This is a genomic window from Sulfolobus sp. E5-1-F (assembly GCF_009601705.1).
In the GTDB taxonomy this organism is placed as follows: Archaea; Thermoproteota; Thermoprotei_A; order Sulfolobales; family Sulfolobaceae; genus Saccharolobus.
Genome location: NZ_CP045687.1, coordinates 295,973 through 314,358, shown reverse-complemented (window position 1 = coordinate 314,358; position 18,386 = coordinate 295,973). Strand labels below are relative to the sequence as shown.

18 protein-coding genes are annotated in these 18,386 nt (G+C 33.2%); 12 read left to right on the top strand and 6 right to left on the bottom strand.

From position 1 onward, the window contains the following. Positions 1-2: 2 nt before the first annotated feature. From GFS03_RS01650 to GFS03_RS01635, 4 genes are read right to left on the bottom strand one after another with little or no spacing between them, the layout of a single operon-like run. The gene (locus tag GFS03_RS01650) at positions 3-644 is read right to left on the bottom strand and encodes a TenA family protein (protein ID WP_153422197.1); all 642 of its coding nucleotides are present in this window, start codon (positions 642-644) and stop codon (positions 3-5) included. Then, the gene (locus tag GFS03_RS01645) at positions 645-1,364 is read right to left on the bottom strand and encodes an SDR family NAD(P)-dependent oxidoreductase (protein WP_153422196.1); all 720 of its coding nucleotides are present in this window, start codon (positions 1,362-1,364) and stop codon (positions 645-647) included. An 11-nt stretch (positions 1,365-1,375) separates the two neighbouring features. Then, positions 1,376-3,310, bottom strand: coding sequence for a thioredoxin domain-containing protein (locus tag GFS03_RS01640; protein WP_153422195.1), 1,935 nt, complete (start codon positions 3,308-3,310; stop codon positions 1,376-1,378). Between the two features lie 41 nt (positions 3,311-3,351). Then, complete coding sequence (locus GFS03_RS01635) at positions 3,352-4,032, bottom strand: hypothetical protein (protein WP_153422194.1); 681 nt, start codon at positions 4,030-4,032, stop codon at positions 3,352-3,354. A 244-nt stretch (positions 4,033-4,276) separates the two neighbouring features. On the opposite strand from GFS03_RS01635, the gene GFS03_RS01630 reads away from it, so the two are divergent. From GFS03_RS01630 to GFS03_RS01605, 6 genes are read left to right on the top strand one after another with little or no spacing between them, the layout of a single operon-like run. Beyond that, the gene (locus GFS03_RS01630) at positions 4,277-5,161 is read left to right on the top strand and encodes a hypothetical protein (RefSeq protein ID WP_153422193.1); all 885 of its coding nucleotides are present in this window, start codon (positions 4,277-4,279) and stop codon (positions 5,159-5,161) included. Continuing rightward, positions 5,133-5,699: a DUF5591 domain-containing protein gene (locus GFS03_RS01625; protein ID WP_153422192.1), complete on the top strand. Its 567-nt coding sequence runs from the start codon at positions 5,133-5,135 to the stop codon at positions 5,697-5,699. The genes GFS03_RS01630 and GFS03_RS01625 overlap by 29 nt, the downstream gene beginning before the upstream one ends. A gap of 44 nt (positions 5,700-5,743) precedes the next feature. Next, positions 5,744-7,357: an ATP-binding protein gene (locus tag GFS03_RS01620; RefSeq protein ID WP_153422191.1), complete on the top strand. Its 1,614-nt coding sequence runs from the start codon at positions 5,744-5,746 to the stop codon at positions 7,355-7,357. A gap of 4 nt (positions 7,358-7,361) precedes the next feature. Next, complete coding sequence (locus GFS03_RS01615; protein ID WP_153422190.1) at positions 7,362-10,400, top strand: P-loop NTPase fold protein; 3,039 nt, start codon at positions 7,362-7,364, stop codon at positions 10,398-10,400. Next, positions 10,387-11,076 (top strand): hypothetical protein, encoded by a 690-nt coding sequence (locus tag GFS03_RS01610; RefSeq protein WP_153422189.1) that lies wholly within the window; start codon positions 10,387-10,389, stop codon positions 11,074-11,076. The genes GFS03_RS01615 and GFS03_RS01610 overlap by 14 nt, the downstream gene beginning before the upstream one ends. Continuing rightward, positions 11,073-12,164 (top strand): DNA double-strand break repair nuclease NurA, encoded by a 1,092-nt coding sequence (locus GFS03_RS01605; RefSeq protein ID WP_153422188.1) that lies wholly within the window; start codon positions 11,073-11,075, stop codon positions 12,162-12,164. Before GFS03_RS01610 ends, GFS03_RS01605 begins: the two co-directional genes overlap by 4 nt. 30 nt (positions 12,165-12,194) lie before the next feature. On the opposite strand, the gene GFS03_RS01600 is transcribed toward GFS03_RS01605, so the two are convergent. Together GFS03_RS01600 and GFS03_RS01595 are read right to left on the bottom strand one after the other, a co-directional pair. Then, on the bottom strand, positions 12,195-12,998 hold the full coding sequence (locus tag GFS03_RS01600) for a slipin family protein (protein WP_153422187.1): 804 nt from the start codon (positions 12,996-12,998) through the stop codon (positions 12,195-12,197). Positions 12,999-13,022: 24 nt separating this feature from the next. Beyond that, positions 13,023-14,351, bottom strand: a complete 1,329-nt coding sequence (locus tag GFS03_RS01595) for a thermopsin family protease (protein ID WP_153422186.1) — start codon at positions 14,349-14,351, stop codon at positions 13,023-13,025. A gap of 35 nt (positions 14,352-14,386) precedes the next feature. On the opposite strand from GFS03_RS01595, the gene GFS03_RS01590 reads away from it, so the two are divergent. The 6 genes from GFS03_RS01590 to GFS03_RS01565 all read left to right on the top strand — a co-directional run bounded on the left by GFS03_RS01590 (position 14,387) and on the right by GFS03_RS01565 (position 18,366). Next, complete coding sequence (locus tag GFS03_RS01590) at positions 14,387-14,761, top strand: NfeD family protein (protein ID WP_153422185.1); 375 nt, start codon at positions 14,387-14,389, stop codon at positions 14,759-14,761. After that, positions 14,742-15,026, top strand: coding sequence for a hypothetical protein (locus GFS03_RS01585; RefSeq protein WP_153422184.1), 285 nt, complete (start codon positions 14,742-14,744; stop codon positions 15,024-15,026). The genes GFS03_RS01590 and GFS03_RS01585 overlap by 20 nt, the downstream gene beginning before the upstream one ends. Before the next feature lie 2 nt (positions 15,027-15,028). Continuing rightward, entirely contained in the window at positions 15,029-15,859 is an 831-nt protein-coding gene (locus GFS03_RS01580) for a gamma-glutamylcyclotransferase (protein ID WP_153422183.1), read from the top strand. Positions 15,860-16,309: 450 nt separating this feature from the next. Next, a complete protein-coding gene (locus GFS03_RS01575; RefSeq protein WP_153422182.1) occupies positions 16,310-17,113 on the top strand; it encodes a tetratricopeptide repeat protein in 804 nt (267 codons plus the stop codon). Between the two features lie 33 nt (positions 17,114-17,146). After that, positions 17,147-17,860: a hypothetical protein gene (locus GFS03_RS01570; protein WP_153422181.1), complete on the top strand. Its 714-nt coding sequence runs from the start codon at positions 17,147-17,149 to the stop codon at positions 17,858-17,860. Beyond that, positions 17,857-18,366 (top strand): hypothetical protein, encoded by a 510-nt coding sequence (locus GFS03_RS01565; protein ID WP_153422180.1) that lies wholly within the window; start codon positions 17,857-17,859, stop codon positions 18,364-18,366. Before GFS03_RS01570 ends, GFS03_RS01565 begins: the two co-directional genes overlap by 4 nt. The last annotated feature ends 20 nt before the right edge of the window (positions 18,367-18,386 follow it).

The following is an 18,386-nucleotide window of genomic DNA, read 5'->3' as shown; positions in this document are numbered from 1 at the left end:
TTCTAGTACACCGTAGGGTCCTTCCTTAAAGAGGCCTCCCAGAAACTTATCTCGAACCTTACAGAATCTACAAATATACCTAGAAGACCTTCAGTAATATTTATCTCGTTTAAGGCATCAAGAATAGCCTCAACTCTCTTCTTATACTCATCTGAAGCATAAAATGAGGCCCATGTTTTATAAAGTTCGTGAGTAGACTCAACTACATAATCGCCAATTAAACTATATCCAACCATACATGGAGCCAATGCAACCAAAAATTCATTCCAATCTAGACTAGCATAGTAGTATAAATGTCTCGTATACGCATAATTTATTAGATTGTATCTAGTTTTTAATATCTCATCTCTAGAAATACTCAGTTTAGAATAAAGTCTACTATGAATTTCTAAGCCCTTATCCCGAGTAGAAAAAACCAAATTAAGTATCTTGGTAACTTTATCAATTGGACCTTTGCTAGAGGCAATCAGCAATGCCCTTAGCATATCCTCTACATATTTCCCATCTTGTATAAGGTAATATCTAAAAATATCTACTGGAAGAGACCCGTCTCTCATTTTAAGTACGAATTCATGTTTAACATACTTGTTCCATAACTCTCCTACACTTTCAATAAGATTTTCAATATTACTCACTATAGACACCTATTTTAACCTTGCTCCACCATGAACTGGTATTACCACTCCATCTACCCATTCCGATTCGTCAGTTAAAAGCCAAATAATAATCCTTGCGAAATCCTCTGGAGGAGCCATATCATCACCTAATTTTCTAAGTTTCTTCCAATTTCTTTCAGGTTGGAATTCTCCACTTATAGTAGTTGGAGCAATACCGTTAACCCTAATCCCCCTCCCTAACAATTCTGAGGCTAGGACCTCAACCTCCTTAGCCAAGCCAGCTTTAGCTACTGCATAGGATAATTGGTCGGGTGAGGCTTTAGCAATGCCACTCATTGATGATACTAAAACTACACTAGAGCCTTCTCTAAGAAACCTTAGAGATGAATTGATTACATAAAGGGGAATTTTTATGTGATTAGTTAACATCTCTTCTAATCCACTAAAATTATCTATTGTGTCCTCAACATATCCTCCAACAGTAACCACTAGATGGTCTATTCCGTTAAGGAGAGACGCGCACTTATCTATTACATTCCTAGCACCGTCAGCACTAGAGACGTCACCAATTACGTACTGGATATTACCATACTTACTTAGAGTCTCTTTCATTCTCTTTAGCTTATTTTCATTTCTCGCATTTATACAAACTTGTGCACCCTCTTTTAATGCAAAATAAGCCGTTGCATAACCTAAACCTTCACTTACACCTATAATAGCTACTTTCTTATTATCTAACCTTCCCATAAATAAAAATGTTAAAGCTTGGTTTTAAGTAATTGTTTAACCTTTTCATCTTCACTTACCGGCATACTGCACGTATTGCCTATGCACACATATGCCCTACTCTTTCCCGCATTATATTTAATCATCGCTCTTATTACTGAACTAACGTAATCAGTTCTGCTATCATCTATCCTTTCAACTAATTTAAAGGGATAATATGTAAGTAAAGCAACTTTATGTAATCTTTCCGCTAGTCCATCCTTCTCATCAACAATTACTACATGAGCCATACTATTATTAATATAGCTTGAGATAGTATTAATTATACCGGCAATAAATTGAGAATTTTCAGCTGTTGTAGAGGGAATTAGAGGTTTAATTTTTCCTTCATCAACTTTAAACTCGTCAGATAATAGAGATAACTTGAATAATGCCTTAATGTACATTGAATTTGCAGACTCATTAGGCATATCGGTAAAATTGTTAGGCTTAATGCTCTCAATATTTCTACCAAGTTCAATTGCTAAATCATAATACTTTTCTTCACCTAATACCTCATATGCGGAAATAATTGCTAAAAGTACTGCGGCATAGTCTTCTGGTAATCCAGCTCTTCCGCCATCTAATCTTCTACTAACAGTTTTTCCTAACTTACTCAGAACAAGCTTAGCCTCCTTAATACCCTCGTTTAAAATTAATGAGGAATACAGCATGGATTCTGCTAGTCTTGCGTTAGGATAAGTGTATGTATTATCATCTCTATATGGCATTTTTCTATTTTGCTCTCTATATGTCAATAATTTAGCCCTTATCTCATTTATCTTCTTTATTGTTTCGTTTACTTGAAAACCAGTTACCCTAGATAGGTCCCTAAGTTCAGTTGTTCTCAATAGAACTTTTCTGCCCTCAACTTCTACAGTATTTTTAAGGTCGAATATTCTAATCGCGATACTGTAATCACTTCCTAACGCATCTTTAAGCTCATCCTCAGTCCACGTATAATATTTGCCCTCTATGCCTTCACTATCTGCATCCAAGCTATTAGCAAAACCTTTCCCATCTATGTACAGTTCTCTTAAAACAAAATCAACTGAATTTCGTAAGGCATCTAGAATTTCTATGTCACTAGTTGCAGTATAATAAGTAAAATAATCATAAATCAATTCAGCATTATCTATAAGTAGTTTCTCAAAATGAGGTAATTTCCATTCTCTGTCAACAGTATATCTATGAAATCCCCCACCAACTTGATCAAAAATCCCACCATAATACATTTTCCTTAAGGTAAATAGACCAAGTTTCTTACCTAAATCATCTCCCCTGGTAGCACTATAGTTGAGGAATAGTAAGTCCACAAAAGGATGTGGAAATTTAGCTCCAAACCCTAATCCACCATATTCAATATCAAAGTAGGATGTTATATAAGAAAACGCGTCATCTAAAATACTTGAACTTAGAACTCCGCCACTATTTCTAGGAATTAGTGTATTAGGGTCTATTGAAGATGATAATATTTGATTTCTATCTTCTCTCCATATTCTCAAAATCTCTATCAATAATGTCTTAAAGCCTATTCTTCCGTACCTATCCTCCGGAGGAAAGTAAGTTCCGCCAAAGAAAACCTTTCCCTCTGGTGTCATGAATATAGTTAAAGGCCACCCAGACTCACCTGTTATTGCCATGGCTGTGTTTTGTAATAGTCTATCCAGATCAGGCATTTCATCTCGATCAACTTTAACTGGAATGAAATTCTCGTTAACTATCTTAACTATTTCTGGGTTTGAATAGGTATCTTCATCCATAACATTACACCAATGACACCAAGCAGCACCTACATCAATAAGTATCGGCTTATCTTCCTTTTTCGCAATTTCAAATATTTCATTAGACCAAGTATACCAATTTATTGGATGATTTATTGCTTTCCTCAAATAGCCACTTTGAGAATTCCTTAATCTCTCATTCATTCTAATATTTTTAGTAACGAGTTCACATTTAAAAGTTGTTATCAAACATTAGTATCTTGGTCCTTTCTAGAATATATTTTATATAATACAAAAAATCCTATCGCAAATAAACTAAGTCCTATTTCTGTGTAGTTTATTATAGGTTTAATAGTACCAGCCCTTAGAAGAATACTAGAATTACTAAAAAAAGCTGTAATTGTTGAGTTACCATTAACTGCGTACCAAAGCGTCATGGTATGAGCCCCATTTGACCAATTTAGAAGATCTCCGCTAGCCTCAAGAAGAACGTTAGACCCATTATATAGTTTGACCACAGAGGAGTTCCTAACTGAAATAATACTACCATTATCTAATTCAATATAAACTGTGCCTTTTCCGACTACAGTAACTCTTAAAAAAGCGTAACTAGGAATAACGAATACTGTGAGGTTGAATTCAGAGTAGTTGGGCAAATTAACGTTGAATTCACTAGTCCTATTTCCGTTAATATATATGGAATACGAATAAGGGGCTAAAACATACGCTAGAATCGTTAAATTTGAACTGTTAACGTTTAGAGTTTGGTTGGAAGAAACTAATTTAACACCATGGGAATCAGAAATCAGTAATGTGACCGGAAAAGGACTTAAGATTTTTACATTAACTATATACGCATTACCAATAATATTTGCTATAAATAGTAATATTGTAATATATATAAGGATTTTTGCACTCTTAAGCACAATAAGCCCGTGTCTAATATCTAACAGTCAGTGAAGCGTAACTGATAATAGTAACTAAAAACAATGATCATAATGTATGAGGAAACCAACCTTAACTGAAAAGGTGATGATGGGTTGTTTCCCTGACATGCTATAGCATTTACGTAATATTTTCGTTAACTAAAATGTATAAGGCTAAACCTCACAATAAAGTATTATTATAAGATGGGGTTTTAACCCTGTAGTAATACCAATATCAGGAAAGATGAAGATAATACTAGGTATACCTGACATGAAAATCCCAGTTTGGACGTTTAAACAACCATTAATGGTAAACCAATTAAATTGGAATAGTCTGTCTTGGGAAAATGAGACATGGGTGGACTCTGGAGGATATCAAATAATGGTAAAAGGAATAAAGGTTAATATAGAAAAAGTTGTTGAGAAATATAAAATCCTAAATGCTACACAATACATGAGCCTCGATATACCGTCAAACCCTTGCCATAAACCTTCAGAATTAAATTATAAATACTTTGAATATCTATATTCGGTTTTTGATAAGAAGATAGTACCAGTTATACACGCTTATGACGTAGAATCAATAAAGATAGCTATAGACTTCTACTCCCAATACACTGATCTGGTGGCATTTGGTGGAATAATACCTCCTACCCTTAATAAAAATGGTAACAAAAAAATTGCAGTAGGAATATATCATCTAGTGAGAAAATTATGGAAAGGAAAAATCCACGTATTGGGAGCTGGATCACCGTTCATGAGAAAAGTCTACTTTAACGCTGATAGTGTAGATACCTCAACCTACAGAATAAAGGGAATACATGGCATGGTAATTATACCCGGTAAAGGAGAAAGATACGTTGGTGAAAGAAAAATAGTTTGGGGGACTAAGAGAGCGAGTGAAGAAGAATTAGAGACTCTATTATCATTCTTAGATAGGACAAAATATCCATTTCCAATTAGACTTGATAATTGGATAGACAGAAGTTTAATTAATGCATGGGTACTCTTAAATTCAGAATATGAAATTAACAATCCATTAATAGAATATTCTAAAAAGCTAGATAACTTTTCAGAAGATGAGATAGAGGAAGAGGTAAATGAGCTCTGCATGCGAGCAACTATATGAATATCTTAAGCCTGATTTTACTAGAATATCTAAAAAAGATAATATAGATGATTTATTCAAACACCCAGTAGTAATGAGATGGCATAGTTATTTCCTTGAAAATTGGAGTTCAAATAAGGAAATTGGATTGCTATTACCTTGTACAGTAGTTAAGCCTTATTCACGCTCCCCTACCCACAAAATAGCCTATGCTACATTAAACAAATATAATTTAGAGGAAAAAGTGCAAGTCTATTCAGTATCGGAACCAATGTTATTAGTGCCTAAAGAATTAGAGGAATGTTATCCGTTCAATAATTACGATTATCCACCAAGACTTATGAGTAAAGAGGAGAAAGAAGAATTTATAATATTACTAACTAAACCCCTCTTAAAAATAAGTAAGTTGCACAAGAGGTTAATAGGTATACTACCTAAGCATCACTACGAAATAGTGAAAAGATCAGCTGAAATCTCAAATTTAAAAATAACAATTTACCCATACGGTAGGTTAGCTTTCAAGACCATTTCTAATGTAATAGCGAGCATTTCGTCATAATCCTAGCAGCTTAATCGTTTAAAAACATTCTTAAATAATGCTAAATAGTGATGGAAAAGGGAGAGATAATAGGAATAGTACTGCAGAAAAGCGAAGCAAATGAGTTGCAAGGTCTAATTAGGGCTGACGAGGAAATAAACATAGGACAGTTGTTATTAATTGATGATTCCGATAAACTTTCATTAGTCAGAGTTGAGAACTATGAATTTCTAAATGAATTCTTTGACGAAAAGGGAGATATAGCTAAGTCAATACTAAAAGAACCATCAATATATCAGATTTTAGACATGAACACAATAATAAAGGCTACTTTGCACTTAATAAAAAAATATGATCATAACACTACTCCTAAACCGGGCTCTTTTGTAAGAAGATTACCAGAAATAAAGAATGAGAAAGACCTACTTTCGTTTTATGGTATAAAAAGCAAAAAAGGATTAGTTGAGTATGGGGCTTTGGCAGGTTCTGAAATACCTTTATTGCTAGACCTTAATGCGATAACCATGCATGTAGGAGTTTTTGGGGAAACAGGGAGTGGAAAGAGTTACAATATGAGATATTTAATCAAGCTCCTATCTAACATAAAAATAGGAGATAAAATTACAGCCTTACCAATGATTGTAGTTGACGCAAACGGAGACTACATAGATTTAGCTTCAACAAATCTTGACGTAGTATCTAAGGGAAGGGGTTGGATAAAGAGATATATACTAAAGGATCCTAAGGAACAAAATGACATTAAGCTTACAATAGATTTGTCCATGTTCACGCCTAGAGAATTATCTGAATTCATTATGTCTCTAAAATATGGAGAGGCTTCATATAATACCTTACAGCTAAATTTCCTAGAGCAAGTTCTAGCAAATCACGAGAATAGGGAATATAATACACTTTTAGGAACTACGATAGGAATCGAGAACCTAAAAAATGAGATTCTTACTATGGCTCAAAATAAAGATATCGGAATAACAACGAGCACAGCTAGAGGAATCGCGAGTGCATTAGAAATATTCAAAAACAAGGTGATTAGCAAGCTACAACTGGTTAGCTCTTCTGCCTCTTTAACTGAAAGTACACTAGAAGTAATTTGGAGAAATAGAGGTTTGGCAATCATAGACTTCTCAGCTGAGGGTTCACCCGGTATAGATATCCTTACAAAACAACTCATCGTGAGTTACATAACTAGATTGATCTTCAATTATCTTACAAAATCCAAATATAACGGCAATCAAAGATTTTTGGGATTTGTAATAGAAGAGGCACAAAACTACATACCTTCTGTTGATTATCCAGTAAACGCCAATTTAACAAAAGACGTATTGGTAACATTGGCAACTCAAGGAAGGAAATTTGGAGCTTCTTTAATTCTGGTAAGTCAAAGACCAGCATTTATAGATAAATACGTATTATCTATGATTAACACCTTCTTCTTTCATAGAATATATCACGAGGACGTAAAGTATGTGATGTCTGCTTCAGGTGGTTTACCAGAATCGTTAACTAGAAATTTAACGTCATTAGAGACTGGGCACGTAATAGTAAGTGGGCTTATGTCAATAATGAAAAGTCCAGCATTGGTAAGAATACCATGGGATGCTAGGTTGGGGTCATACACTGGAAACGTGGAAAGAATTGATTTAATTTTAAGCGAAGGGTGAAAATGTGAGTTGTTATAAGAGAATAAGCGAGACTGCCTCCGACTCGTCTTACATATATCAAATTTTCTCTTGTATTAGTGAAAATCCATTTTATATTAATAGACTGAGATTTTTCAAGCAAGTTAAGGACGAGATAGACAGAATATCTACGACTAAACAATCCCCAGAAATAATATCCCTTGTGGCCGATTGGGGCCAAGGAAAAAGCACGTTTCTCGACATTATTGAGGAATACGCTAAAAGCAGAAATATTAATGTAATAAAAGTACCTTTTGTAGAACTTTTAAGTAAAACTGAAGATCTATTAACGTTTAGAAACAACGTGTATCTCATTGATGAGGTCGAGAGCTCTGTAGATTATTTTGCAGAATATCAAAGCGAGATAAAGGATTTTTGGAATAAGGTAAAGGAATTAGCCAACTCAACCGGAAATTCAATAGTATATCTTTCCATGACTCCAAGCGCATATTCTAAAATATTTGGAACTGGCGGATTGATTTATAACCTATTTTCAGAGACCTACCCTTCACTCCTTGAAAGAATAAGGAAAGTTAGTATAGAAAATCCGTCTAAATTAGAGTTTCTACTGATGCTAAAATGTATGCTAAATATGGGTAACGTAAAGGACTTCAAAATACTCCAATACATGGATTTACCATACTGGGTAATAGACCAGGAGAGAAGAAAATATGTAAGGTTCTTCAACGATATACTTTGCGATAATCTTCCTAATGTAGAAAGAATTTTCAATGAACTAGCAAGGTCAGATAAAGGGATCAGTCTAAATTCAGAAGGAGAAACAATTAAGCTAGATACGTTGGCAAGAATTGAAAACGAAATGGACTCTCAAGAATTAAGCAAGTTATATAGGGTGCTAATGAGTAGAATATTCACTGACGAAAAATTAATCATAAAACAATTAGAAGGTCATATTGTTAAAGGAGCTCTAATACCATACTTAAAATGGATTGAGGTATTCCCCAAAGGACAAGAATACGTAGAAGATTTCCTTTTAACGTATTATCAAGACGACTTTTACATATTTATATCAGATAATATAGAAAATATAGTATATGAAAGTATAGATATAAGTAAAATAAAGGAGGATATCAAAAAACTAACAATATTCAGTAAAACTGAAGCCTACGCATTATCTTGGAACTTCTTTGAGAGCATAGCGAATACGAACATAGGAGGATTAGTAGTAGAGTTCAAATCTAGAGAAATACGAGATAAGGCTCTACAGTTTGTGAACACATATATTACAGATAGAGAGAAGGAACTCGAATCCCTAGAATATCTTTTGGAGATTTTAGGAATAAAAATAGATAGTGTGAATAGAACCAAAGACTATATAAGGTTTTTAAAAATTATAGATAAAAATGAAAAAATTACAATTATTTTAACAAATCCTGTTACCGAGGATGAGATTAAGAGTCTAATAAAAGAGATTAGAGAAAGCGATGAGATAATTCACGGTGTTATTCTAATAGAGCCTCAAATAGGAAAGGAAGAATTGTCGAAAACTTTAGACGCTCTATCAATACCTTTGATCGAACTAAAAATCACTACACCGAAGAAAAGACAGCTATTATATCTATTATTCTCTAAAATTTATGGACAAAGTAGAATTAGACTGGATTCTATAGAACTAAGACTAGGGGATTTGAAAAATTCGATATCCTCTCTACTATTAAAAATAAGGGATAATCTTAATTTGAAACAACTTCCAATACCTAAAAATAAGAGACTAATACAATCTTTTAATTGGATAATCTTCTACCCTTCAATAAAGATGGCTAACGCTAATGAAGTATTCGACAAGGTAAATGAAATCATTAACGAGAAATTTAGAATGTATGGAAGTAAACAATTTCATTTAGAGGATATAGAAACATCAAACACATTCATTGAAGACGTAGTTACTTACTTCCATAACAATTATATAATAAAGATAAGAGCTAATTACATAGATTTCGAAGACCTGGCTGGAGACTCATTATCGTCGTTTTCTAAGCTATTTGCGGGACTTATTAAGCAAAAATTCAAACAAGAAGCAGAGGATGTCGTATTTAATTATATAATGTACTATGTAAATCCACAAGATATCAAAAGAAAGGATTATAAAAATAATCCTTTGATCTTCGCTTACCAAATTTTTAACCCTGATAAAAAAATTGGGCAAAACCCTACCTTAGACTTCCTAGTCTACTCGTCAATAGTTAGTGGTGAAGTTAGTAAATATTTAAATAAAGACTCAATTTATATGAAAATAAGTGAGCAGATAAGAAAAATAAAGGAAAAACTAGATAATCCATATACAGCTTACGGATACTTCATAACAGCTAAAAAGAGGGGAGCTGCGGTAAGAAGTCTTGAAGAAATGAAAGAGGTCATTGAAACATATGAGAAATCTTGCACTGAAAATAGAGATATAAGGTTATGCTATGATTACCTCTATTTATCGAATATTTATCTGGAATTATTAAGAGAGACTGAAAGATCAGTTATTGAAACAGACATGATCGTGGAGGAAATCTACAAGAAATTAGAAGTTGTAGAAAAAGCTAAGAGATATATTAAGATAAACGAGAAAATAGAGGAAATAGAGAGAGTACACGATATAATTAGAGAACTCAAAGAAAACTTCAAAATACACATGGATAAGCTAGCGAGGAGAATTCAAGAGATAAATGAAAAGGGAGAAACGGAACCTTTCAAAAGATACCTCGATTACTTACTTACCACAATTCATGTTGAAGATAACTCAAACCTTTATTTCATATTATTCAAATTGCTGAAAGATATATTAAATGGAATATCGATAGTCGGAGATGAGTTAAAAGGAACAATAATAGAGGAAATTGTATCGTTAAGTAAAGTCGGTATTCAATTAAATAATATTGAGATGATTGTAAGGGAGTTAGAAAAGATAAGTCCGGAATTACCTAAGTTAAAGGAGAACGTGGAGAGAAACAAGCAAAAGATAACACAACTAATTCAAGAGATAAAGGAGGTTCTAGAAGAATATGGATTTAGCTGAGTTTATAGAAAAACTAACCCAATATAAACAGCACTTAGACGTAGAAAAACTTAGAGAGGAAGATAGAAAAATTACTGAGACAATAGAAGAATTAGAAATATCTAAACAAAGCCTTAAGGAGTCTCTAAAGAAATTAAGGAGCTTAGAGAAGAAAATAAGCGAATTAAATAAGTATGAAGATAAGCTTGAGGAAATTAAAGCAGATATAGAAAGACTAATTAAATTCGATTCCGCTGAAGAGATCATCAGATACGTAGAGAAGATAAAAGGAAAAATTAACAGCTTAGAAAAGGACGTAGAACAAGATATAAATAAAATAATAGAAGATAAGATTAAGAACATCGAGGAAATAAATGATAGACTAAAATTATATGCGAAAATCTTGTATCATTTTCTTAAAATTCCAAAAGATGTGAAAACTTTTACCATCCCTAATGAGAAATCACTATTTAAGTTGAATGAAGTTGAAATACAAGCTAAACGACACCTCAATGAAGTATATGGGATTATAGTAAACGAGTTGAGAAAAGTAAATCTAAACCAGAACGAGATTAATATTCTGATAGCACTTATGGAAAAAGGCGAAATCAAGATTAGTAAAGATAACTTACAAGAAGCTATTAAGGTTATGGAAATGCTTGTAGAGAGAAATATTTCGATAAAGGTGAAAGTTTGAATATCGATGAGGTAATCAAAAAGATAAATGAACTAGCTATTAAGGATATTGATGAAAAAGAGAAAATAAACACGGCAACTAACCTAATTTTTGACGATATTACTTCAAATAACACAGAACTAAAAATAGGACTACTTGACGAGATTATAGATTCCGATCACATAGCGTGCGCGGTAGACGGAAGTAAATATGAAATAGAGTTAAGTGATGTAACCCTCATCTTGGCTAGAGCTGTGAAAATCTTAGGTAAAAAGAAGGATAAAAAGAATGTTCCCTCTGATATAGCTGAAGATTTCAAGATAATAGAGAATTACTACGACAAGAATGTAATATCCAACAAATCCATCTTATTTATGCTTACTTTAGAAACGGGTCTAATTGAGAAGTGTGAAGAGTGTGACGTGATATTTATCGATGGACCTATTGTAGATCCACCAACATATTATGAAGAGGATGTTGAGATAGAAAATATCTTATCTTTGGATAAGTTAGCACTATATCGTTCTACAGTACTTAGAAGATTAAAGGATAAGAATAAACTAATCGTGGGAATAGTAAAGAACTTCTCCCACAGAATACTGATAAAGGAATTTTTAAACAGTTATCCGGCATTGATAAAGGCAAGGGAGAATTACATAATATCTAATATCATATATAAATATAGGCTCGAAAGGTCTGAGCTTAATAAACCAATTTTTCTAGGATGGATAAGTTGGGATTCGTTAATAAATAATCAGACAATACCAGATGATCTAAAGGGAATCTCAAAGGCTTATATCCAATATAAAAAGGCGTTTAAAGACTCACTCTCAATCTACTCTATATATTACCAGTATAATATAACATCACCAATAGTTAGAATAGATGTGTTAACCGAAAAGGAACTTGACCTCACGCCAATTAAATATCTGAACACATGGGCTATGCAAGGTGTTAGAGAAGTTACGTTATTAAATAAACTAGCTGACGAACTTTCTGAAATAAATTCACAAGATGCAAAAAAATACGCATTATTATTTAACTTAGCTAGAGAAAACTATTTAGATATAAATGATAAGCTAGCAGAACTAATGATGAGAAAGACATAAATGAAAGATGAAGACTCCTAGTCCAGCTGACTACTTAGTTTCAGTTTGTAACTTTTTTGAGAGAGTTGACAAAGCAGCACTAGTACCTAGAGTAGGATATATTTCATTTCCTGCAGGAACTACTATTATTAAACCTCCTCTTTGTGAAATGTCTGATAATGTTTCTAAAAACCTCAATTGTAATGCCGATGGATTATCCTTATAATAAGTGGATGCATCAGCTAAAATACTTGCAGCTTGCCTTTCACCTTCACTTAGTATTACCTTTGCTCTTCTTAATCTCTCTGCCTCAGCTTGCTTCGCCATAGCAGATAGTAAATCTTGAGATAATCTAATATCTCTTATAGTTACAGCGGTGACTTTAATTCCCCACCCTTCAGTCGTAACATCTAAAATTTCTTGTATTCTCTTATTGATCTCTTCCCTTTTACTTAATAGCTCGTCCAATTCCATTTGTCCAACAATATCCCTTAATGACGTTTGAGCTAAATTCAGCACTGCTACATTATAGTTGTAAACACTTAGTACTGCTTTTTGCGGGTCAACCACTTTATAGTATACTACTGCGTCTACACTTACAGTAACGTTATCTCTAGTTAAGATAGTTTGAGGTGGAACCTCAACAGTATTTACTCTTAAATCTACTATTAATGGTCTATCAACAAAGGGTATAAGGAATATAATTCCAGGGCCTTTTATTCTTAAAAATCTCCCTAATCTCAGTACAACGGCTCTCTCCCATTCTCTCACTACTCTGAATGACATTGCAATAAAAATTATTATTATTATGATCAGAAATACTATGCCTACTATGTCTCCTATACTAATTGCCAAATCTTACTACCTCCAAATATATAACTATAATTTGAACCTTATTAATATTGCTGAAATAACCATACCTATTACAAAAGCCAAGATGTAAACTATAATATACAAGTTGACCCCAAATTGGGGAGAACTTAAAGGAGTTGAAGTTGATGTGGTAGAAGTTATAGAAGTCTCCTGCTTAGATAATATAGACTTTATACCCTTTTTAAAGGAATTTTGGGCAGAGTTAAGGAAGTTCAATAAATCTTGATAGTAAGAATGAAACTTATTGGAAAGCGAATTAAGGATAGGTGAGGAAAAATAATATGCAGAAGATAGCGTAAAGTTACCTGGAAAATAAACTACGTAAAACGAATAATTGTTATTAGGAAATACTGCAATCCCAGAAGAGTTCGTTACTGCAGAAGATACAATTGAAGGAGGAAACCCAGTTTCTAAATAGACCTCTTGCCCAGGCAATGACTTATTACTTATGGATAATTTCACAGTTATTCTATCACTAGTCTGATTAACTAAAACGTGAGGAGGTATTGGCCATAATATTGAAGGAACGTTAACCCCACTTGTTTCTATTGCTATAGGTGAGAATACAGTAGGAAAAGTGGAGTATACCTTAACCCCAAATGCTGACTCTGCAGTATCAAATCCAATAGAGTAAGCATTGGGTACAATACTTAAACTATTGCCATTGAAATAATACAAATTGGCTACGCTAGTCACGTTCATAAAAACTACACTTCCACCACCTGGTCCTCCCCAAACTAATTCTAGATCATTTGGCAATCCTAACAATGAAAGACCGCCTAACTGGAATAATCCTATTAAGGGATATCGGAAGTAAATCCCTCTTTCCCCATTTATATCGTATCCGAAGTCTAGTGTAGAATTAACTATCTCCATAAATAGACTAATGGAGAGGGGTAAGTTTACCTTTAACGTTGGACCTTGATAACAAATTACGCCAAGGCCTTGGTATACTAACGAATTCCCTGTTGAATTGCTAAAGGGGCCAGAGAGATTCCAAAGATTTACTATCAGTGTAGCATAAAAGGTATTATTTGATATTTGATGAAATAGGATTACATTTTGTGCCCAATATTTTCCTAATACCATAGCGTTTAGCTGAAGAGACGCATTCCCCGTAGTAAAATATTCTCCTCCAGGCAAGTATGATCTACCTATATTTAAATATGAAATATTGATCTTACCCACAACGAAATTTGTATAGATTACTGTATTCAAAGGATAACTGGTTACTCCAGAGGGAAAAGCCAAGGAAGAAGGTTGCGAAATAGTATGTATTGTCAATGGCATTGATAATGGTAACAATAGAATTAGTATAAGCAGAACCTTATACATCACGAATATATACTAATTAAACTAATAAAAAATCTGTGGCACACCCAGTAGCAATCACCTTGATAATTATCGCAATTTTAATCGCAATTTTAGTCATTACTGGTTACATATCCGACCCTATTATAGATATTCCTACTTTGGCCCTACTAGGTTTCTTAACATATAGGGTTATTAATGTTGTTATAAAAACTAGAGGGAGAAACTTATACTCCTATGAGGGAAAAATTGGAAAAGCAGTTGATGATATAAAATCTGGACAAGAAGGGTATGTAATAGTAGAGGGCGAATATTGGCGAGCCTTAGCTCTAGAGGATATAAAGAAAAACGAAGATATAATAGTTATAAGAAGAGAGGGGATGAAATTAATAGTCAGAAAGAAGGTGAGTGATATTGAAACCAGTAGAGTATAAAAAATTGATAGATATACTTACTAGGAGGGGTCTTGACGTTAGGGAAAACGGAGAAGAGTTACTAGCAATATTTTACCCTCCAACGATTGAAGAAGCAGGAGGGGAAGGAGAGATACCAAATCAACGATACTACGTTATAAAATTTAAGATAAGAGATGGATTAGCGTACTATGATTCTACAACGCTTATGGAAAACGATAAACCTATAAAAGCTTTAAACATAGATGAAGTTGAACTTTGGCTAGAGTCATTTTTAGGTGAGTAAATATGTACCTTTTTGTGTATGGTAGTCTAAGATATGGTTTCGAGTTAAATCACCTAGTAGCTAAATCAAGGTTTATAGGCCTAGGTTACATAGAAGGTTATGAAATGTACGATTTAGGCAATTATCCAGGTATAATTAAGGGTGATGGTATAGTTTGGGGAGAAGTTTATGAGATAGATGAGAACCTAATTAAATTACTTGATGAGGTAGAGGATTACAAAGGATCCCCAGATGATTTGTACGTGAGGGAAAAAACAAGGGTATATTTTGATCAAAAAAGAAAATATTACTTGGATAACGTATATTTCTACAGATACAACAGAGAAATAGCAAAAGATATGGATAAGATAGAAGAGGGCGACTACTCAGCGTGGAGCGGAATGCCCATAATTGTAAACTATTTCGCATATGCTGAAAATACTAATGAGAAGATTTTACATCAGCGTGGAGTTGATATAATGTTAAGTGAAATTCCAGCCTATATGAAAGGCTATAAGCTGATATTTAACATACCCTGCAAATACGGTTATTGCGCAAATCTAATAGAAGATGAAAACGGCATAATATGTGGATATTTGCAAAAGGTTTTCCTTCATACTTTAAACTCGTTAGATAAGGCTGAGCAACACTTAATAAAGTATATTAGAGAAGTTGTGAAAGTTTATGATAAAAATGGAAAAGAATATTTTGCGTATGCCTACGTCTCTAGCCATAAAGAGGATAGAATGAAACCAAGCGAAGAGTATCTAAAAATAATTAGAGAAGGGCTAATGAGAGGATGGGGAAATGAGTGTATAAGCACTGGATTATATGATGAACCTGGCATGCCTTGATTGATGAAGAACGAACTCGGTTCTGATGATTACTTTCAGACAAAATGGTTTTCCCTTGACTCAAGATGAAGTAGAGAAGATTAAATGCCCACATAACTCAAAATGATCAAAAAATGTTTTCCTTCAAAACTCTAATAATGTGTTGACTTGAATATTCTTATTGCCTCATGTGATGCATGTAATGGAGGGAAATATCTGAATTCAAAACATTTTCGTACAAAGGCTAAATCTTGAATTCAATACCGAAACTTTACAATATGTAAGTCACTAATACGTTGACCTTTTTATTCAACTTCTTAAGTAAAACGCAGACGTGAGAGTGAATACACATAATACCTTTGATTCTCTCTAACTCAAGAGAAAATTCAGTTTTATTAAAATAAACTAAACTTATCTTATCACACGATTTTTCATAAATGACTAACCTTAACAAAGTGTAGATCATATAAAATGCTTATTTTACCAAAAAGATTAATTGATATATTAAGTGAGAGTTTGAGCCTGAAAGAAGCTTATACTCAATATAAGAACAAGAACTTAAATTACGCATTAAGATTATTAGATGAAATAATCGCTCAGAATCCAGACCTCAAGGAAGCCTACTCCCTTAAAGGAAAAATACTCTTTGAGCTAGGAAAACTACAAGAAGCTTACGAGAATTTTCAGAAAGCTCAAGATAAAATTGGAATGGCTAAAGTACTTATAATTCAAGGACTTTATAGAGACGCACTAGCGTATTTAGATGATAATTCTAAGGAGTCTAGTAAACTAAGAGGATTGATTTATTTAAAATTGGAAAATTACGAGAACGCCCTAAATGAGATTAAGATTATAGAAGATGAGGATCCTTTAGTATATAAGATAAGGGGTATCTCAGAATTTAAATTAGGCAGATATAATGATGCTATAATTGACTTAAGTATTGCAATCGAGAAATATCCTACTGACGCTGAGTTGTACTTTTATAGAGCTATGGCTCAAAAAGAATTAGGAAACTATAAGGAAGCTGAAAGTGATTTGGAAATAGCAATTAATCTAAACCCATATTATGCAGAAGTATACTTCAGTTTAGGAGAATTAAAGGAAGGTAGGGGATTATTAGAGGAAGCAGTAAATATGTATACGAAAGCTATCAATGCCAACCCATTATATAGAAATGCGTACGTAAGGAGAGCTAAATCTCTAATGAAATTAGGGAGAGAAGATGAAGCCTATACTGATATTCAAAAAGCAAACGAACTTAATAGCTCTTAAAGTTAAATACCTTAATAGTGTATAATATATACGATGAAGTGTTCAACGAAGTCAATAAGGGAAATAAGAGGTTTCTCATTTCTTGTACCTAACTGCGATTCTAATCTCCTTCGGGAAAAATTTGAAAGTTTTAGAAAATTATCTAATGAAGAAAATAAAACCTATATTATAAGAATAGCTGATTCAAATTATTTTAAATTCGAAGTACTCATGCTTCCTAATTCACTTACATTGCTTACAATATCTACTGTAAGAGGGACAAATAACATAAATCTAAGAGATTTCGAAATGGTGGACGAATTACAAACTCTAGCGTGTTGTGCATATCAAAGGGAGGAATTAAAAACTTCAATGTCAAACTTTTTATCACCTACAGCACAGATTACAGAGGCGGAGGTCGTAGACTTAATTAGTACAGATGAGGAATTTGAATGTCAAACTGAATGTAATAACGTATCTTGGAATGAAATAAAATTACCAGAATCCACTGAGGGAAAGTGGACAACTACGGAATTAGCTTCAACTGACAGACTCTATTTAAAGGCATTATCTGGCCAAGCCAGATTCTTAACGATATCCACTGAAAGGCCACAAAACTCGATAAAGTTTACAAGTATGGAGAGATTAGGAGCACTATGTTGTTTCCTAACTGAGTTAAAACGAAAGTTAAATGAATGTCCAGCACTAAAAGAAGTGTTACAGCCCTATTTACAAGCAGAGATAGGAAAGAAAAGGAGGAAAAGATGAGTGAAAAAGTAACTCCAATATTCGGCTTAGGAAATTTCGTTATGGATAAAGTGGGTAACGTTACACAATACACTTTTTTCTATTATTATGATCCTGAAAATTACTATGCAAGTCTAACAAGAGAAATGCTAGATAAAGAAATGGAGATAGTTAAGGGAAACATGCAGAATTTTTTAGATGAGGAGAAGATAATAATAAATGATAGATCTACAAGAGCTAAAGTAGTTAGTACAGACATTTTCCTTTTAGATATTACCCATCCCGTTATTGAATTTATAATAGTGTTTAGGGGAAAATTAAGGAAAGGAGTAAACGTCTACGAAAACTTCTACGAGGAGGAGATCACAGAATATCCATATGAGGCAATATGGAGATTTCCCGGAAAAATACTGAACGTTAAAATGAAAGGAGAGATCACTATATTAGAAAACTTCCTAAAAATTAAAGTAAATAAAGGAATTAAAGTTGGTGGAAGAGAACGTATTGAGTTCCTTCTAACTTCTTAAAATTTTAATAAACGGAGTAC